30 protein-coding genes and 1 tRNA gene are annotated in these 24,992 nt (G+C 66.2%); 25 read left to right on the forward strand and 6 right to left on the reverse strand.

Going from position 1 to position 24,992, the window contains the following annotated elements; translation table 11 throughout:
- The 10 genes from MKK49_RS05600 (at window position 1) to MKK49_RS05645 (ending at window position 10,617) form a co-directional block, all read left to right on the forward strand.
- Complete coding sequence (locus tag MKK49_RS05600; RefSeq protein WP_244027066.1) at window positions 1-417, forward strand: GPW/gp25 family protein; 417 nt, start codon at window positions 1-3, stop codon at window positions 415-417.
- A complete protein-coding gene (locus MKK49_RS05605; protein WP_244027067.1) occupies window positions 414-1,370 on the forward strand; it encodes a baseplate J/gp47 family protein in 957 nt (318 codons plus the stop codon). Before MKK49_RS05600 ends, MKK49_RS05605 begins: the two co-directional genes overlap by 4 nt.
- Window positions 1,363-2,565 (forward strand): phage tail protein I, encoded by a 1,203-nt coding sequence (locus tag MKK49_RS05610; protein ID WP_244027068.1) that lies wholly within the window; start codon window positions 1,363-1,365, stop codon window positions 2,563-2,565. The genes MKK49_RS05605 and MKK49_RS05610 overlap by 8 nt, the downstream gene beginning before the upstream one ends.
- Window positions 2,566-4,848, forward strand: a complete 2,283-nt coding sequence (locus tag MKK49_RS05615; RefSeq protein WP_244027069.1) for a DUF935 domain-containing protein — start codon at window positions 2,566-2,568, stop codon at window positions 4,846-4,848.
- Between the two features lie 10 nt (window positions 4,849-4,858).
- On the forward strand, window positions 4,859-5,059 hold the full coding sequence (locus tag MKK49_RS05620) for a hypothetical protein (protein ID WP_244027070.1): 201 nt from the start codon (window positions 4,859-4,861) through the stop codon (window positions 5,057-5,059).
- Entirely contained in the window at window positions 5,043-5,996 is a 954-nt protein-coding gene (locus MKK49_RS05625) for a hypothetical protein (protein WP_244027071.1), read from the forward strand. Before MKK49_RS05620 ends, MKK49_RS05625 begins: the two co-directional genes overlap by 17 nt.
- A 12-nt stretch (window positions 5,997-6,008) precedes the next feature.
- Window positions 6,009-7,637: a hypothetical protein gene (locus tag MKK49_RS05630; RefSeq protein ID WP_244027072.1), complete on the forward strand. Its 1,629-nt coding sequence runs from the start codon at window positions 6,009-6,011 to the stop codon at window positions 7,635-7,637.
- A gap of 15 nt (window positions 7,638-7,652) precedes the next feature.
- On the forward strand, window positions 7,653-8,198 hold the full coding sequence (locus MKK49_RS05635; RefSeq protein WP_244027073.1) for a hypothetical protein: 546 nt from the start codon (window positions 7,653-7,655) through the stop codon (window positions 8,196-8,198).
- Window positions 8,199-8,309: 111 nt separating this feature from the next.
- Window positions 8,310-10,037 carry a hypothetical protein gene (locus MKK49_RS05640; protein WP_244027074.1) on the forward strand — a complete coding sequence of 576 codons (1,728 nt, stop codon included), beginning with the start codon at window positions 8,310-8,312 and terminating at the stop codon, window positions 10,035-10,037.
- Window positions 10,038-10,107: 70 nt separating this feature from the next.
- A complete protein-coding gene (locus MKK49_RS05645) occupies window positions 10,108-10,617 on the forward strand; it encodes a phage major tail tube protein (protein ID WP_244027075.1) in 510 nt (169 codons plus the stop codon).
- 51 nt (window positions 10,618-10,668) lie between these two features.
- On the opposite strand, the gene MKK49_RS05650 is transcribed toward MKK49_RS05645, so the two are convergent.
- Window positions 10,669-11,097, reverse strand: a complete 429-nt coding sequence (locus tag MKK49_RS05650; RefSeq protein WP_244027076.1) for a hypothetical protein — start codon at window positions 11,095-11,097, stop codon at window positions 10,669-10,671.
- Between MKK49_RS05650 and MKK49_RS05655 the strand changes: the two genes are divergently transcribed.
- The 5 genes from MKK49_RS05655 to MKK49_RS05675 all read left to right on the forward strand — a co-directional run bounded on the left by MKK49_RS05655 (window position 11,096) and on the right by MKK49_RS05675 (window position 16,226).
- Window positions 11,096-11,479, forward strand: a complete 384-nt coding sequence (locus MKK49_RS05655; RefSeq protein ID WP_244027077.1) for a phage tail assembly protein — start codon at window positions 11,096-11,098, stop codon at window positions 11,477-11,479. The genes MKK49_RS05650 and MKK49_RS05655 overlap by 2 nt on opposite strands.
- A gap of 101 nt (window positions 11,480-11,580) precedes the next feature.
- Window positions 11,581-14,487 carry a phage tail tape measure protein gene (locus tag MKK49_RS05660; protein ID WP_244027078.1) on the forward strand — a complete coding sequence of 969 codons (2,907 nt, stop codon included), beginning with the start codon at window positions 11,581-11,583 and terminating at the stop codon, window positions 14,485-14,487.
- 3 nt (window positions 14,488-14,490) lie between these two features.
- Window positions 14,491-14,937, forward strand: coding sequence for a phage tail protein (locus tag MKK49_RS05665; RefSeq protein ID WP_244027079.1), 447 nt, complete (start codon window positions 14,491-14,493; stop codon window positions 14,935-14,937).
- Window positions 14,938-14,944: 7 nt separating this feature from the next.
- The gene (locus MKK49_RS05670; protein ID WP_244027080.1) at window positions 14,945-15,181 is read left to right on the forward strand and encodes a tail protein X; all 237 of its coding nucleotides are present in this window, start codon (window positions 14,945-14,947) and stop codon (window positions 15,179-15,181) included.
- 7 nt (window positions 15,182-15,188) lie between these two features.
- A complete protein-coding gene (locus tag MKK49_RS05675) occupies window positions 15,189-16,226 on the forward strand; it encodes a phage late control D family protein (protein ID WP_244027081.1) in 1,038 nt (345 codons plus the stop codon).
- A gap of 38 nt (window positions 16,227-16,264) precedes the next feature.
- Here the strand turns inward: MKK49_RS05675 and MKK49_RS05680 are convergent, their stop codons facing one another.
- Window positions 16,265-16,570 carry a hypothetical protein gene (locus MKK49_RS05680; protein WP_244027082.1) on the reverse strand — a complete coding sequence of 102 codons (306 nt, stop codon included), beginning with the start codon at window positions 16,568-16,570 and terminating at the stop codon, window positions 16,265-16,267.
- A 52-nt stretch (window positions 16,571-16,622) separates the two neighbouring features.
- A tRNA-OTHER gene (locus MKK49_RS05685) sits at window positions 16,623-16,701 on the reverse strand.
- An 85-nt stretch (window positions 16,702-16,786) separates the two neighbouring features.
- Here MKK49_RS05685 and MKK49_RS05690 point away from each other — a divergent pair.
- The 10 genes from MKK49_RS05690 (at window position 16,787) to MKK49_RS05735 (ending at window position 23,385) form a co-directional block, all read left to right on the forward strand.
- A complete protein-coding gene (locus tag MKK49_RS05690) occupies window positions 16,787-17,485 on the forward strand; it encodes a TIGR02594 family protein (RefSeq protein ID WP_244027083.1) in 699 nt (232 codons plus the stop codon).
- A complete protein-coding gene (locus MKK49_RS05695) occupies window positions 17,485-17,640 on the forward strand; it encodes a hypothetical protein (protein ID WP_244027084.1) in 156 nt (51 codons plus the stop codon). The genes MKK49_RS05690 and MKK49_RS05695 overlap by 1 nt, the downstream gene beginning before the upstream one ends.
- 90 nt (window positions 17,641-17,730) lie before the next feature.
- Window positions 17,731-18,003 carry a hypothetical protein gene (locus MKK49_RS05700; protein ID WP_244027085.1) on the forward strand — a complete coding sequence of 91 codons (273 nt, stop codon included), beginning with the start codon at window positions 17,731-17,733 and terminating at the stop codon, window positions 18,001-18,003.
- Entirely contained in the window at window positions 18,003-18,224 is a 222-nt protein-coding gene (locus tag MKK49_RS05705; RefSeq protein WP_244027086.1) for a peptidoglycan-binding protein, read from the forward strand. Before MKK49_RS05700 ends, MKK49_RS05705 begins: the two co-directional genes overlap by 1 nt.
- On the forward strand, window positions 18,221-18,412 hold the full coding sequence (locus tag MKK49_RS05710; RefSeq protein WP_244027087.1) for a hypothetical protein: 192 nt from the start codon (window positions 18,221-18,223) through the stop codon (window positions 18,410-18,412). Before MKK49_RS05705 ends, MKK49_RS05710 begins: the two co-directional genes overlap by 4 nt.
- 101 nt (window positions 18,413-18,513) lie before the next feature.
- A complete protein-coding gene (locus MKK49_RS05715; protein WP_244027088.1) occupies window positions 18,514-18,807 on the forward strand; it encodes a hemolysin XhlA family protein in 294 nt (97 codons plus the stop codon).
- Window positions 18,804-19,364, forward strand: a complete 561-nt coding sequence (locus MKK49_RS05720; protein WP_244027089.1) for a hypothetical protein — start codon at window positions 18,804-18,806, stop codon at window positions 19,362-19,364. The genes MKK49_RS05715 and MKK49_RS05720 overlap by 4 nt, the downstream gene beginning before the upstream one ends.
- 642 nt (window positions 19,365-20,006) lie before the next feature.
- Window positions 20,007-20,267, forward strand: coding sequence for a hypothetical protein (locus MKK49_RS24465; RefSeq protein ID WP_279595351.1), 261 nt, complete (start codon window positions 20,007-20,009; stop codon window positions 20,265-20,267).
- Between the two features lie 86 nt (window positions 20,268-20,353).
- A complete protein-coding gene (locus tag MKK49_RS05730; protein ID WP_244027090.1) occupies window positions 20,354-22,528 on the forward strand; it encodes a beta strand repeat-containing protein in 2,175 nt (724 codons plus the stop codon).
- A gap of 608 nt (window positions 22,529-23,136) precedes the next feature.
- Window positions 23,137-23,385, forward strand: coding sequence for a DUF6894 family protein (locus tag MKK49_RS05735; protein WP_244027091.1), 249 nt, complete (start codon window positions 23,137-23,139; stop codon window positions 23,383-23,385).
- A gap of 42 nt (window positions 23,386-23,427) precedes the next feature.
- On the opposite strand, the gene MKK49_RS05740 is transcribed toward MKK49_RS05735, so the two are convergent.
- The 3 genes from MKK49_RS05740 to MKK49_RS05750 form a co-directional block, all read right to left on the reverse strand.
- Complete coding sequence (locus MKK49_RS05740) at window positions 23,428-23,682, reverse strand: hypothetical protein (protein ID WP_244027092.1); 255 nt, start codon at window positions 23,680-23,682, stop codon at window positions 23,428-23,430.
- An 8-nt stretch (window positions 23,683-23,690) separates the two neighbouring features.
- A complete protein-coding gene (locus tag MKK49_RS05745) occupies window positions 23,691-23,831 on the reverse strand; it encodes a hypothetical protein (RefSeq protein ID WP_244027093.1) in 141 nt (46 codons plus the stop codon).
- 1,061 nt (window positions 23,832-24,892) lie between these two features.
- Window positions 24,893-24,992 (reverse strand): F0F1 ATP synthase subunit delta (locus MKK49_RS05750; protein WP_244027097.1); only part of this gene is annotated, 100 nt, incomplete at its 5' end.

Here is a 24,992-nt window from a genome sequence, read left to right on the forward strand (position 1 = left end):
ATGTCCTCGTTCGGCCTCGACCGCTTCACCGGCAAGCCGATCTCCGGCTGGGCACACGTGCTTCAGTCGGTCGACGTGATCTTCGAGACCGAGATCGGCGACCGGGTGATGCTGCGCCACTTCGGTGGCGGGATGCGCCGGCTGCTGGGCCGCCGCCTCACCCAGCCGGTCCTGGCGCTCGCCGCCTCGGTGTTCGCCCTGTCGATTGCGATCTGGGAGCCGCGCCTGCGGGTCGTGCGTGTGGGCATCGCGCCGTCGGCCGAGGAGATCCGGCAGGGCACCGTCTCCTTCGTGATGGAGGTGGTCTACCGGCCGAACGGTCATCGCGGGGACTTCACCGAGGAACCGGCAAGCCGGCTCGTCGGGGTGGGCGTCAAAGACAACGGCGTCCTCGCGACGATGGAGTACGCGGCATGACGGCCACCGCCGAGCAGCTCGACCTCACGCGCCTGCCGCCGTTCTCCCTCGTGGTGGTCGACGAGGCCGCCGAGGAAGCCGCCCTGAAGGCCGGCATCGTGGCGCGCTTCATCGCCCGGGGCGTGCCCTACGATGTCGAGAGCCTGCGCACCGACACGGCGATGATCCTCGCCGAGGAGCTCGCCTACCGCAAAACCCTCACCCTCCAGGCGCTGAACGACGCCGGCCGCCGCCTGACCCTGTCCTACGGCTACGGCGCCTCCCTCGACCACATCGCGGCGACGTTCTACGCCGACATCGGCTTGCGCCGCCTCGCCCTGGTCGACGCGCCGCGCCCGTATCCCACCAACCCAGAGGACTGGGAAAGCGACGCGCGATTCGCGCTTCGCATCTCGCTCGCCCCGGAGGCGCGTAGCGGCAGCCTCGGCGCCTACGAGTTCGACGCCCTCACGGCCGCCCCGCACCTTGAGGACGCGCTTGCGCTCAACCACAGCTCGGGGATGGTGCGCCAGGGTCAGATCCTCGTGGTGCTGCTCGGCCGCGATCCCGACCCCGATCCGACCACCGCGATTCCCTCCCAGGAAGAGCCGGCCCAGGTCGCCCTGGCCACAGCCGCCTTGCAGAACCGCACCACCAAACTCGGCACCGACGACGTCTTCGTCCGGGTCGCCGGCCGTGTGCGCGTTGCGCGTGAGTACCGCGTCGGCCTGCGCCGCGGCCCCGACCCCGTCGTCATCCTCGCCGAGGCGAAGCGCCGGTATGGCGCCTACGTCCGCGACCGCCGCCGCATCGGCAAGGCCCTGGCGCTGAGCAGCGAACAGGCCGCCCTCACCGTGAGCGGCGTCGAGTACGTCCGCGCGCGCGACGGGCAGATCGGCGACATCGATCCGGGCCTCGCCGCCATCGTCGACGTCACGAACCTCACCCTCACCCCGGAGGTGATCGGTGCCTGAAGCCCGTTCGCTCCTCGCGGGCAGCACCTCGCCCCGCGAGCGCGCGGTCTCCGAAGCCGTCGCCCCCTGGTGGGACGTCCCTGTCGAGATCCTCACCACGCTGTGGGATCCGGCGACCTGCCCGGAAGCGGCGCTGCCGCATCTGGCCCGGGCGCTGCGCATGCCGCTGTGGCTCGACCGGTGGAACGTGGCTCGGAAGCGCGCCAACCTCGCCCGCTGGATCGCGCTGTCCCGCCGCCGCGGCGTCGAGGCGACCTTCGACGAGCTGCTCGCGATGGTCGACGTCGAGATGGTGGCGTTCCGCGCGCCGCCGCAGGGCCTGTTCCCCACCCGGCGCTGGACGCCGGCCGAGCGCCGGGCGTGGCGCGCGCGCTTCCCCGAGATCCGGGTCTACCCGTTCCGAAACGCCCATACCCGCCAGGGTGGGTTCATCCCGGGCGGGTGTCTGCCCATGGTGCCGATGCGGTCGGTGGCAACGCAGTTCGCCGGCCGGCGCGCCACCATCGTCCGGGACGGCATCGAGACGCCGATTCCGGTCCGCGTCCTGGGCGGGGCGACCGAACTCGCCACCGGGCAGTTCAAGGTGTCGATCCCGACGCGCGGGCCGAACAGCTGCCTGCCGATGATCCTCGGTGTGGACTTCATCCCGCGGCGCTCGACCGCCGCGTCCCGGGTCTACACCTACGCCGACGGCCCGGCCGACCCGGACCTGCTGCTGCCCGGGCGGCCCCTTGACGTAACGCCCGAGCGCATCCGCGCCCCGCACGCCCGCCGCCACGGCTTCTTCCCGGGCGACTGCCTGCCGATGATCCCGCTCCGGTCGAACGCGGCCGAGTTCATCTACGACAGCGTCCGGATCTACGACCCGGCCGCCGCCAAGACCAATGGCCCGCCCCGCACCGGCGGCTGGATCCTCGGCCAGTCCCGCCTTCGCCAAGCCCCGTTCACGATCGAGATCTCCATCGACGCCAAGCGGCACCGGCCGGGCGGGTTCTTCCCCGGCGGCATCCTGCCGATGACCCCGCGCCCATTCGACCGGTCCCGCATCGACGAGGCCGACCAAGCCATGCGCGCGGCAAAGCTCGGGCGCGACCAGGTCCTGCGCTCCCTCGTCACCTACCGCCCCATCAACGCCGGCGACGGCATCCCGGCCGACGGGTCCTTCCGCCTCGGCCAGATCATCAGGAGCCTGTGAATGCTGCGCCAAACACTGTTCGCCGACCGGCAGGAGGTCACCCCCGAGGACCTCATCCACCAGTCGGACTGGATCAAGGAGAGTGACGACAGCATCGTCCTCGACGCCGTCGACGCCGGCCGGAAGTTCGTCGGGTTTGAGGTGACGAAGGTCACCCAGTCGAGCGTGGTGGTGGCCAAGGGCCGCCTCTACCTCGCCGGCCCGCGCTTCTTCCGCGACGACCCGGGCGGGTACCCGCTCGACCTCAACGGCATCCGGCCGCAGCTGCAGAGCCGATACGTCGCCGTGGTGATCTCGCCCGATCCGAAGGACACCAGCCTCGAGGAGCGCGACGTCGTCACCGACGTCGAGACCGGCGTGCGGGTGCCGCAGCAAGTCAACACCGAGCGCCGCCAGAGCGTGCGGATCGAGGCGGTGCCCGGCGCCGAGAGCGTGGCGCCGACCCGCCCCGTGTTCGAGGGCGTGGCGGTCACCGTCGCCTACATCCTCATGGACACGTCCGGCATCGTCCGGATCGAGCGCAACACCGACCGGGTCCTCGACAACCTCGCCGACGTCGCTGGGCGCACCCGCGGCGTCGAGGACTGGCGCGCCGCGGCCGAGCCCCTGCTCAACGGCGTCCAGACGCAGCTCGGCGGCCTCGCCTCCCAGCTGGCAAACCAGGCCAGCCGCAAGCTGCTGTTCGACATCGCGAGCAACGTCGCGATCATCAACAAGAAGCTCAAGCTGCCGGCGAACTACGTCGCCTACCGGGGCGACGATTTCACCGACGCGACCTACACCGACAAGACCGCCGTGGGCTACGCCGCCCGCGTCGAGGAAGGCCTGCGCCTGCCCTACGAGGCGATCAACTCGACGCAGCTCGGCCTCAACAACATCTACGATCCGAAGATGACGGTGTCGGCAACGGGGCTGCTGCTCCCGGCCCATTCCACCATCGAGGACCGGGTGGTGCGCGGGGCCGCCGGCGAGATCAACCTCGCCCAGTATTCCAACGAGCCTCGCACCTTCGTGAAGCTCGCCATGTCGCAGGGGCGCGCCCGCTACGGCAACGACTTCGAGGTCTCGACCGGGTCGGCGTTCTACCAGACCGGGACGTACCTCGGCCGGCTCAACGGCGGCTTCCGGACGATCTTCGCCAAGGACGGCATCCCGTACCAGCAATACGAGACCGGCGAGGTCGATCCCGACGGCTACAAGATCGTGCGCCTGTCGAAGCTCTGGACCGACCAGGTCACCGAGCCCTACTGGAGCCGGTATTACACCACCGAGATCGTCAACGGCTTCGCCCACTGCGAGACGTTCTTCAACCAGCACGACCGATGGATCGACGGCATCACCCCGTGGATCCACGGCAAGCCGGCGCAGGGCAACCTCACCTTCGGCGTGTGCGGCACCTACCGCGGCGAGCCCGACTTCGACACCGTGCTGTCGATGACGACGCTCGCCCCGCCGCAGGTGAAGCTCACCAACGCGGCCGGCCCCGACGATCCGATGACGACGGTGGAGCCGTTCTTCCTCAAGGGCGGGCGGTTCTACACCTACTTCACCAGCACGCCGGCCGCGTACATCCACGCGGTGGCCGACGAGGTGAATCCGCATTCGGGCACCTACTTCTACGGGCTCAACGGCGGCACGTGGTTCGCCCAGCCGGGCGTCCACCTCATCTTCTCCCTGCGCCAGCGCGTCTTCGCTTCGACCCTCGTCGAGGCCGAGATGCAGTCCATCTCGCTCGCCGGCGGCATCCAGGGTCTCGACATCCTGGCCGAGCAGATCATCCCCGAGGGTGGCGACATCGTCTGGAGCGTGTTCGTCGACAACGCCTGGAAGCCCTTCGACGAGTTCAGCCCGAATCCCCTCGTTGCTCCGTTCCCTCAGGTGGCCCGCCTCAAGGCCAACTTCGTCGGATCGAACGCGGTGATGCCGGGCATCCGCCTGCCGGGCTCGACCGTGCTGACGACCCGCCTGGCGCTGGCCGGCAAGCACTTCACCCCGGCCCTCACCCTGCCGACGCCGGTCAATCACATCACCAAGACCGTGCGGCTGTTCCCCGGCTGGGACCCGGCCCACCACACTTGCTCCATGACGATCAAGCGCGGCGCCACCACGGAGACGCCGGACCTCGTCACCGACGTGCGCCAGGTCGACGGCTCCATCGAGCGCACCGCGGTGTTCGACCTCGGCGCGGCCACCAGCACCTACGTCGCGGTGATCGACTTCGCGACCGACAACCGCATGTCGGCGCCGGTCATCACCGAGACCACCGAGATCCCGGTCACCTGAGGAGCGCACGATGGCCAGCACCAGCACGAAGTCGAAGACCACCGACGCGCCCGAGTACGAGCCCGAGCGCCTCTACAGCGTCCAGCTGACCGAGGCCGTCGAGCATCCGCCCGGCTCCGGGCAGATGTTCTCGCCGGCCAACCCGGTGCAAGTGAAGGGCAAGCTCGCCGCCACCTGGGGGGACAAGGTGAGCGATGCCCAGCCTGTATGAGAAGCTCTATCGGTTCCTGCCCAGGACGCCGGTCACCGACACCGAGCTCAACACCCGATTCGAGAGTGTCGACGGCCGCCTCGTCCCCCTGGAGGCCATCGTCATCTCATGGGAGCAGGCCCTGGCCGTGGTCCAGGACCGCGTCCTGCAGCGCTCCGAGGACGTGATCGCGGGCCTGCGCAACCGCCTCGTCGAGATCACGCAGCTCGCGTGGCTCACCGGCCGGTCCGGCACCAGCGTGGTGCTGGCCACCGACACGGACGTTAGCCTCATCATCGACGAGGCCAACCGCCCGTTGTTCACCCCTGGGCCGTTCGCGGTGATCTCGCGGACGTCCGACCCCTACGCCTACGCCATCGTCCGCACCGCCGGCTACGACCGGACCCGCGGGCAATGGGACGTCCATGTCGTGGCCGCCGCCGGGGATCTGGCGACGGCGCACACCGACTGGTCGATCGCGGCGGTGGCCGGCTCGTCCCTTTCGCAGATGGTGTGGCTCGCCGAGGGCAAGACCGCCCGCGACGCGACGCTCGCCGCCCGGGACTTGGCGAAGATCTACGCCGAGCGCACCGCCGCCGATGTGCTGTCGACCGGCCTGAACAGAGCCGGCGCCGAGTCGGCCGCCGCGATCGCCAACACCAAGGCCGGCGAGGCCGCCGCCAGCGCCGCCGCCGCCGCGACCTTCGATCCCTCGACCTACGCCACCAAGACAGCCGTCGCCGCACAGTTCACGGCGCTCAAGGGCACCGTCTCGGCCTCCTACGATACGCTCGGAAAGCTGGAGGCCGGCGTCACCGCCAACGCCACAGCAACTAGCAACCTGGCCGACGCCATCGCCAGCAACACCGCCGCCATCGCCACCAAGGCCAACGCCTCGGCTGTGCCGACCCGGGGCCTGATCGTCGCCCTCAGTCTCGGCCCCGACAGCCTCGCATAAGGACCGCCCCCGATGGCTTTCACGCCCAACGCCACGCCGTACTATGCCCGGGCGCCGCTCCCGGTCGGCCCCATCGCGGTCCCGGCCGCCGCCAAGACGGTCTTCAGCAACGACACCAACACGGCCGTGCTGCTCCCCGCGCTCCCTGACAATCGTCAAGCGGTCACCGCCCTTTCCGTCGAGGTCACGGCCAACGTCAGCGCGGGCAAGCTGATGCTCTACGCTCTTGATCGGGGCTACGGCCTATCAGGTGGCCAGCATCGCCCACGGCGCCCTTGCGCCAACGACGACGGCCGTTGCGACGCAGATCACCTTCATCATCCCGGCATCGGCGCCGATCATCGTTCCAGAAGGGGCCTCGCTCCTGATCGCCACGGCGGTCGCCCAGCCGGCTGGCTCCCTCATCGCGAGCGGCCCCGGAAAGCTGCTCTGATGCCGGGGTTCTTCGACGACCTTGCCATGCCCTTCGGGGTGCCGGCGCGGGCCGATGCGGCGGGCTCGGCCGGGACCTCGGCGATCGTGGCACGCCTGCTCGCCTTCGCCGGCAGCGCCACGCTCAGAAGCTACAACGTCATGGCGGATGGGAGCGCTGTGCCGGGAGTACCGTTCACGCTCATCCAAACGTCTCTGTCGGGGGGTAACGCTGCCCAGATGCCAACGGCAGCACCCGTGTTCTTTTCTGCCTCTCCGGACGGCAATTGGCTTGCCTTGTGGAGTTCCTCGGCGAACGCTGGCCGAAAGTTGCAATTCTACAAGCGTATTTCTCCAACATCATACCAATACGCCGGTGACGTCCCGGGCTCGTCTGGGTATGAGGGGGTGTCCTTCAAGGGCAGCCAATACCGAAACGGATACTTCGTCAGTAACACGCGCTTCGTGTTCGGCACCGTGTGGTCCTGCGACTTGAGCGGCGGCGTATGGGGGAATTTCACCAACCAGAGCTTTGCCGTCGGCGATTATAATTCGGTCTCACTTTCCTTCAGTGATGATGGGTCGACGACAGCGGCAATCGGGCAGGCATATACAAACGACAGCCTCTACAGTCAGATCCAGGCGAAATACAACGGCACGGTCTGCACGGGATCTGTCGGCCTGGGCCAAAGCCAGTACTGGGCAAACTCGGACGTGTTTGTCTCCCCTCTGGGGACGTATATCGTTGCCTTCATGAATAGGGGCAACGGAGACAGCACCTACTGCTCCATCGCCAAGCGAACCGGCACCGTTCTGTCGGGTGTTACTCAGCTTTCGGGGTCCGGGTACCCTATGGGTTACCCTGGGCGTTGCGAGTGGATCTCCGAAAGCCAATGCGTCTTCGGTCTGACGCCTTACAACCAGGGAGCCGCGTTCCCAGCCGGAATGCCGATTTCCTTGACGGCTCTGTATCTCAACTGTGCGACCGGCAGCTTCAAGGGCGCGGATACTTACCTTTTTCCGCCAACGGCTCCGCCAAGCAATCAAAGTCAGTTCAATCTGCCCGGCCGAATGACAGACACGCTCAAGATCGCCCCCGCGCAAGTGCTGATGGTGAGCGAAGCCATGCAGCTGGCGAACCTGTCCATCGTCGACAACGCCCCCGTCTACAACAGCGCCATCGCGTTCCCGTACCCCGTCGCCCTGGCGACGGCCTTCCTCCGTTCCTGATCCGAGGGCACGCAGATGTACCAGCAGATCAACAGGGCGAACCTGCAGATGGTCGGCCAGCCCGGCGCGGTCGCCTCGGAGGTGAATGGATGGCCCGACACGGCTCTCCGCAACCTCGATGCCACGGATGCACGGTTCGGCCTGCGCGGGACTGCGTTCTGGCCCATCGTCCTCACGGATCCGGTCTACGACGCAGCCACCGAAACGCTGACCGACGAGGTCCTCGACCGGACGGTCGATGCCTCGGCGTTCCGTGTCACGGCCAACCGGGGCAAGCGACCGCTCACCCCGGAGGAGATCGCAGCCCGCCGGCCGCCGCCCGCCGTCCTCGGCAAGGTCGAGTTCATCACCCTCGTCCAGATGGCCGGCGGCATGACCGACGACATGCTCGTCGAGGCTCACACCAACCCGCTGTTCGCCGCGTTCTGGATCAAGATGCAGATGGCCAGCGTGGTCCAGCGCGATTACCCGACCACGGCCGGCGGCCTCGATGCCCTGGCGTTTGCCGGATACCTGCCCAAGGGCAAGGCCGCCGTCCTGGCCGCGTGGCCAACCGCCTGAGTCCCGCGGCGCGCTGATCCCGGCGCGCCTGCCTGAGCCTGCCCCAACCGCCCTTCCGCCTCGTCCTCCCCTGCCGCTCGCCGGTGGGGTCTTTCACCGTGGAGACACCCTATGTCCGACGCCCCCATCTTCGGCACCATCGATCAGCGATTCTCGGACGAGCCGCTTCCCACCGGTCCGGTCAGCTTTTCCAAGATCGCCTTCGTCTCGACCTCGACGGGTGCGGACGACGACGTCTTTCCTGCCGGCGTGTCGGTCGACCCGACCTCGTTCCTGGCCGTAAGGTTCTCTTCGTCCAACAAGGCCTTCACCGAGAAGCTCGGGACCGGCTACCTCGCCGACGCCGTGCGCGCCGTGAACGCCCAGCTTTCCCCCGGCTCGCAGGCGGCCGACATCACGGTGATCCGCGTGGCCGAGGGCGGGACCCTCAACGAGACGATGGCCAACGTCATCGCCGGCCTGCGCGCGCTGAAGGCCGCGCCGATCAAGATCAACGCGACCCCGCGCCTCGTCGGTGTGCCGGGCTACACCGCCCAGCGCCTCACCGGCGTCTCGGCGCTCGGCCTGACGAATCGCGGCACCGGCTTCACTGCGGCCCCGACTGTCAGCCTCACGGGTGGCGGCGGCACGGGTGCTACCGCGACGGCCACCATTTCTCAGGGCGTCGCCTCCGCGACGGTCGGGGCGGGCGGCGCGGGCTACACCGTGGCCACCGTCCTGTTCTCGGCGCCGGCCGGCGGCGGCACGCGCGCGACTGCCACGGCGACCATCGCCGGCGGTGCTGTGACGAGCCTGACCATCACGAACAAGGGCCATGGCTACGGCCCGGCCGAGGTGCCGACGATCACCATCACGGGCGACGGCACGGGGGCCACGGCGACCGCCGTCATGACCGGCGTCATCGAGGCGCTCACCGTCACCAACGGCGGCTCCGGCTATACCGGCGCGCCGACGGTCGCCTTCACGGGCGGGGCCGGCACCGGGGCCACGGCCACCGGCACCGTCACGGTCCTGGCCAACCCCGTCGTGGCCGCCCTGCCGGAGGTGCTCTCGGCCCTGCTGGCCATCGCAGTCGTCGACGTGGACGATTCGAGCCGCGACGCCGCGATCGACGCGCGCGAGGACATGGGGTCGGATCGCATCATGCCGGTCGGGGTCGCCGCCCGCGTGTTCGACGTCGACGGCGCCACGGTCGTCACCCGGCCGATGGCGCCCCGCATCCTCGGCCTCATCACCCGGGTCGACTTCCAGAATGGTGGCAAGCCGTTTGAGCCGTTCGCCAACCGCCAGATCTTCGGCCTCGTCGGCACTTCGCGCGCCATCGAGTTCGACCTGCGCGACGGTTCGGTCGAGGGCCAGCAATTGCTCGCCGCCGAGGTGTCCATCGTGGTGCGTGGCGAGACCGACGTGGACGGGGCCATCGCCGACGGCGGGTTCGTCTTCATCGGCACCGACAACTGTGCGTCCGATGGCGACCTCTGGCAGCAGATCCACCAGGTGCGCGGGGCCGACATCATCGACGTCGAGCACATGCGCCTGACCCGCCAGTACCTCGGTCGGAAAATCTCGGCCAGCAACGCCGAGGCCTGGATCAACGCGCTCAAGTTCAACCTGCGGGACCACAAGGCCGACGACGACGTGCTCGGCTACAAAACCGAGTTCAAGGCCGATGAGAACAGCCCCGAGGAGGTGCGCCTCGGCCGCCTCGCCGTCGATCTTGGCATCGAGGAAGCGCCGGTGTTCCGCGTCGCGAAGCGCAACGTGCGCCGCTACCGCCAGGCCGTGAACGACCTCGTGGCGGACATCGCCGCGCGCATTAACGCCTCCACCATCCTCTGATCGGCCGCCGCGCCGCTCCCATCCCTCGCGCTGAAGGAACGCCGACATGCCGGCTCAGTACCCCTACATCATGGAAGCGATCGACGTTCGCCGGGCAACCCAGCCCGACAGCTCGCGCCGCCGGATCATCAAGTCCATGGCGCTGCCCGCGCTGACCCGTGTCACGGCCGAGATGATGACGGGCGGCTCAATCGCCAAGATCAACCTGAGCTACCCGCAGATCGAAGCCTTGGAGCCGAAGTTCGCCACCCATGGGCCGGACCTCGACGTGTTGGAGAACTTCGGCCTCGTACCGGGCAATCCGCTGGACCGCTGGGTGTTTGCGGGCTCGATGCGCATCCGCCGCGCCCAGGCGCCCGTATCGGTGCGCGCGATCATCGAGGGCGTGGTCAACGGCTGGGAGCCCGACGAGAACAGCCCTACGGAACTGATGGGCTGCAACCACACTTTCGCGGAGGTGACGCACTACGAGCTCGTCATCGACGGCAAGGAGAAGTTCTACTTCGACGATGACGAGAACGAGGCCCGGTCGAACGGCGTGTCCTGGTTCGCAGCCACCCGCCGGGCCCTTGGGATCTGATCAGCCGCGGGGCGGCCGCCAGCCGGCCGCCTTCGTCTGGTCGCTCTGGCCTCAGCGACGGGCCTTCACATCGAACATATCGATCTGCCCGCTGTAGACCACAACGATCGGACGACTTCCGGCAGACGTTTCGAGCATGTCGCGGTGAGTACTGCGGGGGGTGATCTCGACCTCTACCCGGCAGACCGGGCTCGACAGGTTCGCGGTTCCCTTGCAGTCCCCGATCAGCCTCTCGGCAATTCGCAGTCCCGTAGCTGCACCGAGCGCACTGGCGTCGATGCGAAGCATTTGCCCGCCCACCGGCTCAACGCAAATGAACCCGCCCTTGGGGTTGTCGACGCACCCCATGGTCGGGAGCCGGATCAACTTTTCCAAATAACTCCGTGGCTCAGCGACGAGCGAGCGAAGCGACACGCGCTCAGCTCCCCATGCTGGCGCGATGCTCACAGCCGAACCAATCAACAGGATTGCCGCCCGCATGGAAACCACGTCTCACTCCCGTCAGTTCATCGGCGGCAAGATCCGCCGCACCACGATTACGCTCGATTATCCCATTGAGTTCGAGGGGACCACGTACACCGAGATCGGCTTGCGACGCCTGACCGCCGGCGAGGTAGCGGCATTCATGGACGCCGCTCGCGAGATGGTCGAGGCTGACGCCAACGCCAATCCCCGCGCACCCATTTTCGTCGACACCAACGGCGAGCCGGTTCCGGACGGTCTGTTCGATGCCCTCGACGACGACGACGGCTTCAAGCTGGACGAGGCAGCGAAGGATTTTTTGCCCCGCCGATTCCAGGCAGTTCCAAGGGCGAGCGATTCCACCCCGACGGATGGCAGCGATACCGAGCCGACATCCTGAAGCAGATCGGCGGCACCAGAGCAGAGCTCATGGCGATGCCTTGGTCCGAGTTTTTCGAGGAGTGGGTGATCGCGCGCGCGATGGCCCGGGGGCACTGATCCATGGCCAATCGCACCGCCACCCTCACCGCGCGCCTGATCGACGACATCAGCGGTCCCGCCAAAGGGGCCGCTGGCGCGCTGAAGGGGCTCGGCGCGTCCGCCGGTGAGCTGAAAAAGCTCGGCGCGGCCAACCCGAAGCTCGGGAAGCTCCTCGCCGATCTCGAAAAGCTGAAGGCCGCCCAGAAGGGGATCGGCGATTACCGCGATGCCGGCCGGTCGTGGATGGACCTTGGCAAGCGGCTGCGCTCAACCCAGGACGAGATCAAGCAGACCCTCACGGCCCTCGACCAGGCGAAGAAAAAAGTCGCCTCCTACGACGGGGTGAAGAGCTTCTCCCGCGGCGGTGGCATCGCCAAGGAGATGGCCGACGCCCGCAAGGAGGTGGTCCGCCTCGAGGGCACGTACAAGAACCTCCAGCGCGACGCCGCTGGCGTCGCCGCCGCCTTCGAAAAGCAGGGGCAGGCGACCCGAGGGCTGAAGGCCGGCCTGCTCGAAGCCGGCGTTTCGCTGAAGAGCCTGCGCACCGCTGAGTCCGGTGTGAAGGCCGCGATCGACGCGACCACTTCGTCGATTGAGCGGCAGGCCAACGCCATCCGGCAGAACGCCGCCGCCACGGACCGGATGCGGGAGAGCGCGCGGGCGCAGCTTCGTTCCGCCGTCGAGGCCGGCAAGGCTCAGCGCCGTGAGCGTCAGGAAGCGCAGGCCGCCGCCGTTAAGGCCCAGGCGCACGCCACGCAAGAGCACCAAGCCCTGCGGGACCGCCGTCTGGGCGCTGTCGGCGCGACGGCGGGCCTCGTGGGCGGCTACAAGGCCAAGGAGTTCGGGGTCAACGCGATCCAGCTTGCGGCCGACATGGACATCGCGGTCCGGAAGCAGGGGGTCGCGACGGACGTCACCCCGGAAATGCAGAAGCGCCTGCTAATCCCGCAGGCCAAGCGGATCGGCCAGGACACATCCTATTCCAACATCGACATCGTCAAAGCCCAGACCGCGACGATGCAGAGCCTGCCGTTCGGCGACGTCAATCTCAAAGCCGAGATCGGTGCGGCGCTCGTCGACCAAGTGAAGAACTACGCGCAGATCATGGAAGCAGACATGACGCGGTCGGCCGAGGGCCTGCGCTCGTTCCTCCAGACCACCAACAAGGACATCTCATCGAAGGAGAAGGCCGTCGCCGAGGCCACGCGCGGCACCAACCTGCTGGTAAAGATGGCCAAGCGGGGCGGCATGTCGGACGACGACGTGCAGGCCTTCGTGAAGTATGGTTTCCCCACGGCCACCCAGGCCGGGCTCTCCGACACCACCACCGCGGCCATCGGATCGGTCGGCCGCCGAGGTGGCTTGCGCGGCGACGAGCTCGGTGTGTTTGTCCGCGCCGCCACGTCGAAGCTCATCGCGCCGACCCAGAAGGGTCGCGAAGCTGAGATCGCCGCCGGGATCGATCGCGACAAGTACACCCGGATGCCGGGCGGCTTGAGCGCGGACACCCTTGAGAAATTCCAGAAGAACCGATTCGGCAAGTCCTTTACCGACGACCAGCGCGCCCGCATCGCCGGCATAATCCAGAACGAGGATACCGGCCTTCCGGACCGAGAGGACTTCGTCACGCAGGTATCGGCCATCGTCGAGGAAAGCTTTTCCAAGACGAAAAAGGGCAAGACCAAAGCGCAGGACGCTCAAAAGATCGCTAAAATGGTCGGCGATTTTTACAAGATGTCGGTCGAAAGCACGGACATTGAGGGTCTTCTGCAGGAGCACCTGAGCAACCCAAAAATGACGCCCGCCCTCCGGAACGCGTTCTGGACGGACAAGCACGGCGGCAAGATGGGCATCATCGCCAACAAGGCGGACCAGTTGCGCGAGGATAAGGCCGAACTGGAGCACGTGACCCAGGACCCCGGGTTCGCGGCGCGCAAGGCAGTCGAGATCATGGCCGGCATGGGCGGCTCGCTGAACCAGCTGAAGGGCGCGGTCGAGACCCTCACCCTGTCGTTTGGTGAAGCGAACGCCAGCATCGCTAAAAGCGGCTTCGACAAGCTCTCGGGTGTCGCAGAGGCTCTCACCGCGCTGCCGGATGGGGCCAAGCAGGCCGCAACGGCCCTTGCTGCCGTCGGCGCGGCCTACGGCGCCGTGAAGGGCGTCCAGGGGTTCCTGGGCGGCTTCGGCCTCGTGGCCTCCGCGACGGCGCTTGACGGCTCCGCCGCCGCCCTGACGGCCGCCGCCGTGAGGCTGGGCGCTACCGGCGGTCTGCCGGACGTTCCGGGCGGCGCGAGCAAGGGCGGCAAGGCGGGACGCTTCGGAAAGCTCGGTGGCCTGGGCTTCATCGGCGCCGCCGGCCTCGGTATCGGCGCCGTCGCGCTCGCGGCGGACCTGCTTGACCAGAACGATCCCCACGCCAACCGCGCGAACGGGTATCGTGGCGGGCGAGGCCGACCGAACCTACAGTCCTACCCCTCGTCGTGGGGCGCGGGCGGCACGAACGTCTCGGCCGGCATGGGTGTCCCGGGCGGTGGCTACTCCACCAACCGGCCCAAGACTTGGAACGAGACCCTCTTCGGTGGAACGGCCACCTTCCGCGGGGGGCGCGATCCCACGAAGGTCGACCTGCCGATCCCGGCCAGCATGGGCAACGCCGCGCCGAAAGTGGACGTGTCGTCGGTCGAAGCGGTGAAGCCGAAGGCGGACGAAGCCAAGGCAGCGATCGAGGGGCTCAACGTTACGGCGACCCCCAACATCGTTGCCACCTCCATCACCGCCGCCAACGCTGCCGTGCTGGAGTTGCTCGGGAACCTGGGCCGAGTGCCAGGTGCCATCGCGGCCACCACGGCAGCAGCGCAAGCGGGCGTTGCGAAAACCGGGGCGGTGGCCCAGCGCCTCCAGAACACCCGCACCGACACGGGAATGTAAGCGATGCTGTTCGTCGTCGGCCCACTCGTCATCTCCCGGCGCCCGTTCAACATCGAGGAATGGGACCGGGAGGTGAACGGCTCTTGGGCGAAGCAGGACCTGCTCGACCGCGCGCCGGATCGCCAGTTCACGGGTGCGGGCGACGAGCCCCTCAATCTCAGCGGCACCCTCCAGCCGTTCAATCGGAACGCCATCGCCGGGCTGTCCGGCCTTGCGCTGGCGGAATCGCTCTGCCGCACGGGCCAGCCCGTGTTCGTCACCCGGGGCGATGGCCGGGTGTTCGGTTTCTACGGCATCGAGAGCGTGAAGCAGAGCCACACCGCCATCGGACCGCAGACGGGCGGCATTGGCCAGGCGATCAAGCACGAGCTCAAGCTGGTCCCCGTGGGCCAGCCGGGCGCGACCGTGGGCGCCGACATGCTGTCCACCCTGATCAGCCTCTTCGGGTAGCCGCACCATGGCGACAAAACGAACCGTGGGCGGTGTCGGGATCACCGTCGAGCTACTGCTGTGGCGGCACGGCAAGGTTCGCGGTGCGACCTCGGCCCGGCTGACCCAGACCCTGGAGATGAACCCGGGCCTCGCCGCCCTCGGGCCCAACTTGCCGCTGGGCACCGTGGTGGTGATCCCGGACCTGCCGCCCGTTGCCGAGCGGGCGACGTCGACGGCGCCGGCCGTTTCCCTGTTCGACTGAGGCCGCGATGCCCCTGACCGTACCGTGGTCCGTCACCATCGACGGCAAGCCCGCGACTGACCGGTTCAACCCCTACGTCGTGGAGATCGAGGTCACCGACGGCTCCGGCGACGACGGCGATTCCGCACGGATCACCCTTCGCGACGATGGCCGCATCATCATGCCTCGCAAGGGAGCCGAGATCACCATCAGCATCATGGGCGAACCGGTGTTCACCGGGGTCCTCAAGGCTCCGCGCTGCACCACCGCCAAGGGCCAGGGCGGGCAGATGATGCTCAACGCCACCGGACATGACACCGAGGGGGCCGGCAAGGAGGGGCGGCAGTTCGCCAAGGAGGATGCCACCCTCGGGGATTACATCACCGGGCTCGGCAAAAAGGCCGGGTTCACGGTGAAGGTCGATCCCGAGCTCGCCAAGATCAAGCGAACGTTCTGGGCTTCGGAAGGCCGGTCCTTCCTCCACCAGGCGCAGCAGCTCGCCAACGAGAACGGGGCCACCCTCAAGGTCTCGGGCAAGAAGGCGGTGATCGCTAAGCGCGGAGCCGGCATGACGCCGTCGGGCAAGGCGCTGCCGACGATCCGGGCGACGGGCGGTGTGAACCTGATCTCGGCAGACATCGAGCCCTACGAGGCGAGCGCGGTCTACCGCGACGTGCGCCTGACGTTCTTCGACCGGAAGACCGCGAAGTTCGTCGAGGAGAAGACCGACATCCGCCCCGGCGGCGGGACGGTCAGCGGGCCGACCGCCACCCTGCGCGGGCGCGCGGCCGACAAGGACGACGCCAAGGACAAGGGCAAGGGCCGGGCGAACCAGTCGGAGCGCGACAAGGGCGGCGGCACCGTCGAGATCCAGATCGAGCCCAAGGCCAAGGCCGAGGGCACCTGCATCGTCGAGCGGTGGCGGGCCGGCACGGACGGCAGCTACCGGATCGAGAGCGCCACCCACACCCTGCGCGCGGCGGAAAGCGGCGGCGCCACGACGAAGTGCACGCTGAAGCAGCCGGACGACAAGGCGGGCAAGGACGACCGGAAGGTCGGCGACTGAGCCGCCCCGGCGCCGCGGCCTCGCACGGAAGGCAACGATTAGTGAATGGAGGCCCCGCAGGCTTGAAACATCTCGATTTTGGCAATGCGGCGAAGGTAGGCTTCTCCCATCGCCGTCTTCGCAACATGGGTAAACGTGGCCAAACCGGTCGCTTTGTCGAGCCCGTCAAAGATCACTTCGACGTTGCCCTCCAGCCCCGTCATCCGCTCCATCGTCTCCGCAATTTTCTTGGTGATCTCTTCTCGCGTGGTTTCCTCGAAGATCGGCCAGATGGCCTCGGCCATGGTCCTTTTGATGACCGCCTGAAGTTCCTCATCCGACAGGTGGGACCACTCGTTCGTCACTACAGCCTCTCGTTGACTGGACATAGGTACCTTCGCGCCCCCCTAGAGAGCTTGGAGGGCCGGGCCTGGAGTCGAACCAGGCTTCTGAAGCGCTTGCGAGCGCAGCTGGGTAACCAATCCCCCACCGGCCCATCCGCTCGAACGCGGCCCCGTACGGTAAGGCGCAGCGGCGCGGCCCGTCAAACCTAACCCCCCTCCGAACATTGAGAAACCACCATGACAATCGCTGAGATTCAGCGTGCTCTCTTGGCGCGCGGGTACGACCTCGGGCCGGCGGGCGCCGACGGCGATGCCGGGCCCCGCACCATCGCCGCCACCGCTGCCTTCCAGCGCGCCGCCGGCCTCGTTGCGGACGGCATCGCCGGGCCCTTGACGCTGAAGGCGCTCGCCACCGTCGACGTGTCGGAAAAACGAGCCGAGCCGGAGCAGCCCGGGTGGCTCACCCTCGCGGCGGCCGAGATCGGCGTGAAGGAGGGCGCCGGCGCGGCGAACAATCCGCGCGTGGTGCAGCTCTTCGCCGATGCCGGGTTCGCCGGGATCCGCCAGGATAGCGTCGCCTGGTGCGCGGCGGCCGTGGGCGCCATGCTGAAGCGGGCCGGCCACAAGCCGTCCGGCAGCCTCGCGGCGCGCTCCTACGAGGGCTGGGGCATCGGCCTCAAGGATCCGGTCGTGGGCTGCGTCGCCACGAAGAAGCGGGGCAACTCGTCTTGGCAGGGCCACGTCGGCTTCGTGGTCGGCGCGAGCAAGGATCAGATCTTCCTGCTCGGCGGCAACCAGGGCGACGCCTGGTCGGTGGCGGCCTTCAAGCGGTCCGAGTTCACGTCGTTCCGCTGGCCGGCCGACGTGCCGATCCCGACGGCCTCGAAGCTGCCGACCACTGTGGCGGGGGCGCGCTCCGGCGTGAGCGAAGCCTGATGACCCAGGATCGCCCTGTCTTCCCAGCCGCGCCCCGCCGCGCGTCCGATCCGCTCCCGCCGCCGCAGCCCCTGCCGCCGCCGCGCTACCCCGAGAACCCGTCACCGTGGGCGCGGCTCGGGCGGTGGCTGTTCGACCGCATCACCCGGCGCTGAAGCCGGTCCAGCGCCGCCCCACTCAGGCGCGTAACCCTCTCCCGAGCCGGCCGGGCCAGCCGCGCAACTCCTCGCATCGAGAGCACGACCATGAACAGCGAACAGCTGACCTCCCTGCTGCGCACCGTCCTTCAGTTCGCCGGTGGCATCGCCGTCGGTAGGGGCTGGATCGACCCGGAGACCTCGACCGCCATCATCGGCGCCCTGGTCACCGTCGCGGCCACCGCCTGGAGCCTCTACACCCGCCGCTCGGCCGGCCTCGTCGCGTCCGCCGCCGCCGTGCCGTCGGTCCAGAGCATCACCACAACCTCGCAGAAGATGGCGAACGCCGTCGACAGCGCCAAGGTCCAGGCGGCGCACTGATGTCGTTCTGGGTCAGCACCGGGCTCAGCTTCGTCGTCAAGCTGATCACCGAGTACCTGGCCAACCGCCGTGCCGAGGAAGCCCTGCGCGACCTCGGCGCGGCGACGCAGGCCAACGCCTCGCGCGTCGAGGCCGAGCGCCAGGAGGCCATCGCACGGCGGGCGGGCGAGGCCGCCGCCGAAGAGCCCGACGACCCCCGCGACCTTCGGAGAGACCCATGACCTTCACCTGCGCCGCCGCCGGGTTCTTCGTGTTCGCCTGCACAGCGCCCGATTCAGTGCCGGCCGCCGCGCGGTTCTGCGAAACGGCCGCCCTGGTCCGATACTCGGCTCAGGATACCGCCGAGACGCGGCGCCAGTTGCGGGTGTTGAACGCGAAATATCGGGCCGTGTGCCCGGACCAGAAGTAGCGGCCGCGGCGCGCGGGACGCGATCGATGTCCGTCCCGGCTTCAGCCCCGCCGTCAGCCAACCACATGGCCCGTGCGTGGCCATCAAACTCCGGAGAGGACATGGCCCCTTTGCCCGAAGAGAACGTCGATACGCCACTGCTTTCAGGACAGGGCGATATCAAAAGCGATGTCCGCCTGCTCGCATTTCAGGTCGGATTGCTCGACAAAAAGCTCGACCGCTTCTTCGATGAAGTGAAGAACAACTATGCGACCAAGTCGGAGGTTGATAACCTCAAGGACGACATGAAAAAAGTAAACGATAGCATCAGCTGGCTTGTGAAAATCATTCTTGGTGCTGTCGTTGCTGCTCTACTCGGCCTCGTCCTCGTCAAAGGTGGGATGGTGCCTCGATGATCCGCCACAACCCTTGTCCGGACGCCATGAAGCCAAATCAGAAAGACATCGACCTCTACGCTCAGGCCCTCGCGCTCTCGTCCGCCCCAAGGCAGACGCCCGTCCACCAGCAAATTCTCAACTTCCTCTATTGGTCCGCCCTGATCTGCGCCTTCGGCTGGTTCGCGGCTATGACCTTCGACCGCGAGCCGCCGGTGCGGCAGATCCTTCGCGAAGTGGTGAACCCCGGCCGGAAGGTTCGGATCGGTGAGCGCCTGCTGATCCACGGCATCCGCGACCGCAAGCGCCAGTGTGAGATTACCCGGCGCTGGTGGCTCGTCGACGGGGCCGGCCGGCGCCTCGACTACGAGGCCGAGCGGTTCGACGCCTACGGTGATCTCGGTCGCGAGGAAGAGACCATCGGCCCGACGATTCCGCTCGACGCCATGCCGGGGAAGGGCGTGCTGCGCGGCGTCATCGCCTACGACTGTAACCCGCTTCAGCGTGCCTTGGGCTGGTCGATTATCTCCATACTCCAGCCCCTGGAGTTCGAGATCCTGCCGAAGGCGGCGCCGTGACCTGTCCGCCCGTGGAGCCGCAAGATCTTGGTGTGGTCTACGCCCTGATCGCGTTGCTCTCCGGTTTTATCGCTGGCGGATTGTTCGCGGATCGCGACCAGCGATGACTATAGGGGATCGGCATTGTCTGGAGCTCAACGCGAGTGCCCCGAAGCATCCACAATTCGTTAATGTGGCAGCGCTGCCCTGTTCCTGACGTGAGCACTGCGTTAGAGCTGGTAGGGTCAGAAGCGGCGCCCAACCTAAGGCGCCGAAACGTGCCCGGAATAGCTTTTAAAGGCTGGCCGTGGCCATGCGGGATGGAGCAGGACATGGCGGGTGGCAATGGCGCCAAACCATCAAATGCCGGCGGCGGCGGCGGTGGAACTCCTTTAGTTGCCGGAACACCCGGTAACGATACAGGTGCCCAGAGCGCTCCTAATGGAGGCGGGGGTGGCGGCGCTGGAGCAGCTGGTGGCAAAGGGGGAGATTATGTAAGTACACCTGGTGGAACCGGCGGGCGTAATCCAGGTGATGCCGGCCAACCAGGCGGAGGATTGTTTGCCGGTGGCGGCGGCGGTGCCGGCGGTACCACAACAGTTGTTGATACAGCCAATGCAAACCTAAATGCGATTGTATCAGTTGGCGGTACAGGAGGTGCAGGTGGTGCCGCCGTTGCTGGGCAATCTAATACACTCAATCGCAGTGGCGGCGGCGGCGGCGGCGGCGAAGGCGGTTACGGAGTTATTGATCGAGGCGGTGGGACTGTCGGGGTTTCAGGATCCTACGGTGGTGGGACCGGAGGCCAAGGCGGCGACGCCCTTGGAGCGGACGGCGGATACGGCGGCAATGGCGGCGATGGCGGAACAGGTGGTTACTTCACCGTTTCAACTGTCATCAATATTTCGTCCACTGGTAGTCTGACAGGCGGCACCGGAGGCGCTGGGGGCACGGGTCAGTCCGCAAACGGGAATGTAGGTGCTGGTGGTGCGGGCATCTTCGGTTCCGACTTGCGAATTACGAATAGCGGCACGATCGCCGGAGGGCAGTCCGGCTCAGGAGTACAAGCAGATGCTATTACGTTCACTGGCGGCAACAATTTCCTGACGCCCGGTAACGGTACTCTCACTGGCGGCATCGGCGTTAGTGGCAATCTCACGATCCTCGGAGCCAACGTCACACTCAGCAACTCCATACACAACGCAGCAAATGGAACCGGCGCGCTGATTAAGAGCGACAATGGGATCCTCAATCTTACTGGTCTGAACACTTATAGCGGTGGCACGACCGTTACTTCCGGAACGCTCGAACTTGGGCGGCTCACTTCGGCTGGCACTGGTGCGATCACGTTCGCCACTGGAGCCCAGAAGCTGCAAATCGACGTTGCCGGCACGCTGGGCAACACGCTCACGACGGTCGGAACCGGCGATCAGATCGACTTCCAGGCCTTCAACTTCAACGGTGCGTCTAAGTCGTACGACACAGCAACCCGAACGCTTACCATTTCAAACGGTGGAACTTCGAGCGTCGTTCGCTTCGACGCGAATTCAACATTCACCGGCGATCAGTTCGTTCTGTCGGCTGACACGGATGGAAGCGCAATCGTCACGGTTCGCGATCCCGTAACAGCTCCCCCAAGCGGGGGCTCGACAACCGTCTTCACAGGCGCCCAAAGCGTGACTGTGACCAAGGCCGATAATCTGGTGCTTGCCGTCGATCCCGGCACCTTCACCGGTGCCTCCGAGCAGAACGGCAACGTCGTGCTCTCCGTCGCGGGTAAGACTGCCACCATCACGGGCGCACAGCTGGCTTCCGGCGGTATTCCAGGCGTGTCGCTGGACGGCGGAGATTTTCTCGTAGGCCCAGGGACGTTCACCCTCACATCCTCGGCCGCCAATTCGATCATCATCGGTGGGTCCGGCGGGACGACGATCCTGGATGTGGTCGATCCAAGCCAGACCGCGGGAACGCACGTCATCTTCGGCGGCATCGGGATTGCCGATCCGACGGACGGCGCCGACAGCATCAACTTCGGCGGCAAGGGCAACTGGGGAGTCTACGGTAACGCAGGTGCCGACGCGATCACCCAGGGCGGGAGCATCTTCGACTCCACAAGCTTCGTGTCTGTCTTCGGCGGCAAGGACGGTGACAACATTAATCTGGCCAACACCGGCAATCTCAACGCCCATCTCGCCGTCTACGGTAGCGAGAATGGCCCGGCGAGCGCAGCCAACGGCGGCATTGACTCGATTACTGTGTTCAACACCGGCGCCAATGCGTCGACCCTCATCTTCGGCGGTCAGGGTGCTGCGGACCCAACCGACGGAGCTGACACCATCGTCTTCAATGGCGGCGGCGCCGTGGCGGTCTTCGGCAACGCCGGGGGCGACACGATCACGATGGGCAACACCAGCGCCCTCGACGCAACCACGAATGCGGTGGTGCATGGCGGGCTCGGCGATGACACCATCAGCCTGACGTTCGCCCCGGCGACTAAAGCGACGGCACAGGTCTACGGCGATGAGGGCGGCGACACCATCACGGTAGCCAATGCCGGCGGTGCGACGGTGATCTACGGCGACACCGCAGCGGCGGACCCAGCTGGGGGCGCCGACACCATCGCCTTCTCCGGACAGGGCCAGACCACGATCTACGCGGCGGGCGGCAACGACATCGTCACGCTGAACGGCGCGGGCTCTGCGACAGTGGACGCGACGAGCACCACGACCGTGTTCGGCGGCAACGGCAACGACAGCGTCACCATCGCGGCTCATACCGACGCCATCGGCGCCTACTCCCTGACGCTCGGCGCTGGGTCGGACATCGTAGCGGCGACCTACGCCGCGAATGGCTTCGTGTTCGGCCAGGCCATCACCATCACTGACTTCGTCACAGGCGCCGGCAACGACGTACTGAAGCTGACCACCCCTGGCGCACAGACTCAGGCGACTGCGGTCACCGGGGGCTTCCAGGTCCTGCAGCAGGCCCTCGACGCTGCGACAGCGAACGCTGCGGGCACGACCACGGCCGCAGGTTCGATCGGCGTCGTCACCTTCGGCGGCTCGAGCTACGTCGTGGTCAACGACGGCACGCTCGGCTTCAACGCCTCGACGGATCTGGCGATCAAGCTGACGGGCCTGACCGACGTGGCTGGTGTGATCGGATCAATCAGCATCCTGCACTGATGTGAGTGGAGATGTCGCGAGTCGGCTGGCTTGCTTCTGGCCAGTTGGCTGCGATGGTGCATTGCCCCTGCTCAGGGGCGCTACGATGAGCAACTTCACCCGCCCGGCTTCGGCTTGGCGGGTTTTCTCGTTTTCGTGTGAAACTTTGAAGCCTTCATTTCCGTACCCACCCGTCACGACATGAGTCACCGGTGGGAAAAACGCATTGGCAGAAAAGAAGCCTCCAGCTATCAGGGACAACCTCAACCCGAGGCGATCCTACCGAGCAATCACTCGGCATAGCGATGGGCGCATCATTCACGTCAGAGACATTAGGGCCGGCAGCGATGCGGAGGCGATCCGGATCGTCACTGAACGAGGCGCGGATATCCGCACAGACCTTTGGAGCGAGGATGGCCTAGTTCAGCGGTTTGGAGCGTCGAGCACCTAGCGCGGAACCACTCGGCTGTCCGGCCGTTCACCAAAGCCAAGCGTGACGCGACCTTCACCCGCCCGGAGCAATCCGAGCGGGATTTTCGTGCGGCCCTTTAGCAGCTCGTGAACCTTTCACTGGCGCGATCGCGTACAGAAACGCACAATCTGAGCACCTTACGCTCGGGACAGCGCACTTGGCACAACGCTTCCATTTAGACCTGACCGATGGTCGGACTACGATCCGCGATGAGGACGGTGTTTTGGCTCCCAACCTCAATGAGGCGGTCAAGCAAGCCGAGGAGGTGCTCGCGGAGATGCATTACCGAAACGAGCTTTCGAGCAGCGATCAGGCATGGACCCTCGTCATCCGCAGCGCTGCGGGCGAAACTCATGCGACGCTACCCGTTGTCCCCCGAGATCCAAAAATCGCGCTGGCGTCCTAATCCGATCGCTGCCGCCCGCGCAGTCGCTTGACGAAGGCGGGGCTAGGCTTCGCTCGTCTCAATGGCGATCGCCGCGTTACCGAGCCACTCTATCACAGCCTCAAGCGACTTGAAGGAGTGCTCAACCTCGCTGAAGGGCGCGGGCCTTTGATCTGGCGGGACCTCTTTGAGCAACTGGGCAATCCAGCTCTGAGGCCAGCCCGAAAGGGTAACGTTGCGAACGACGCCGCCAGCGATTCCTCCATCATGAGCGAGATCGTAGCTGCCAGGGGCGAGCTGATGGAGGGTGTAGCGCATGGCCGCTATCACTCGGCTGCCGGCTTCGAATTCTTCGCGGCAGCAGCCTCCTCGGCATCTCGTGCGAGCCGCTGTGTCTTCAACCGCGCGGTCTTCTCGTCGGTGATGGCCTGCTGAACTTTGACCTCGCTCCAAACCTGCTCGGCCATATCCGCTCGCTCCGACTCTCTGGCAGCCCTGGTTTCAGCACGGTCCCGACTTCCAATCTTGCCAGGGGGCATAGGTGATCCTTCAGATAGGGGGGCAGAAAAACGAGTGCCGCCGGAAACCAATTTGGTTCCGTGAACGTACCTACCCCCTTGGTGGGCATTCGAACCTCGACAAGGTAATGAAGCTGAGGATCGAGAGGGGTCTGCGTACTTTCAACAAGTCATAAGCATGGCGAACTCTGATATTAAATATGAGCCCGCCACCTTTGGCAAATTCGGAAATCGCTCGAATCATGAACCGCATTCTTCGCTTGCTTTGTACGCAACCGGAAGGCAGAGCCGACACAAAACGGAAGTACCCCAATAATCAAATCGCACCCATGAAAAACTTTTTTTATTTATGCTGTGTTGGATTATTACTAGCTGTCATAGTCAGCCTGCTAGCTTACTTTGCCGTGGGCATTATGGTCTAGTAAACAACGTCTCGCAGTGGTGCGCCTATTATTTCGAGAAAGACCATTGGTGCGACAATTTGATGCTTATGTGATTTATTCGGAGATATATTTTAACGAAAGCCTACTCTAAACAGCCCACGACCCAATCACAGGATTGTGAAAAGCTGCGGACCGATGTCCTAGTTTGTTGTTGCGGTGCTCGGAGCAGTCAGTGGCACGTTCCTGTCATGGTGGCTTCTGCTGCCTATTTTGATGACCATAGCTCTGGCTATTGGCATTTCTGGAGCTTTAAACCATCTTGATGCGACAGATGTCTTGCCAAGAACAATTTACTTATCCGGCGTTCTTGAAATTAGCTGGCTTATGAGCATATTTTGTGCGGCTTTTTTGAAAAACGATCGAGATACGATCGGAAGACCATCGGGCCGAACCGCAGGCGGCTCGCCCCCGCACGGGACGGGCATGTGCGTTGAGCGCGGCGATGGAGCTGGGCGTGACGGAGACCCCTCGCGTTCCCCGAAAAGCCGTCTGCTTTCTGCCTGTCCGCTTCCAGGAAGCTTAGTCAGAAAGCAGACCGGACGGGAGCGGGGGAACCCTGGCGGGTTCTTACCGGGCTTCCCGCATCGCAAGGCGAATTCCGTTGAGCTTGGTCCGCAGGGACGCGTCGACCATGCGGCTGCCGATCTTGACGACGAGGCCGCCGATC

This window comes from Methylobacterium sp. J-090 (assembly GCF_022829345.1).
Lineage (GTDB): Bacteria > Pseudomonadota > Alphaproteobacteria > Rhizobiales > Beijerinckiaceae > Methylobacterium.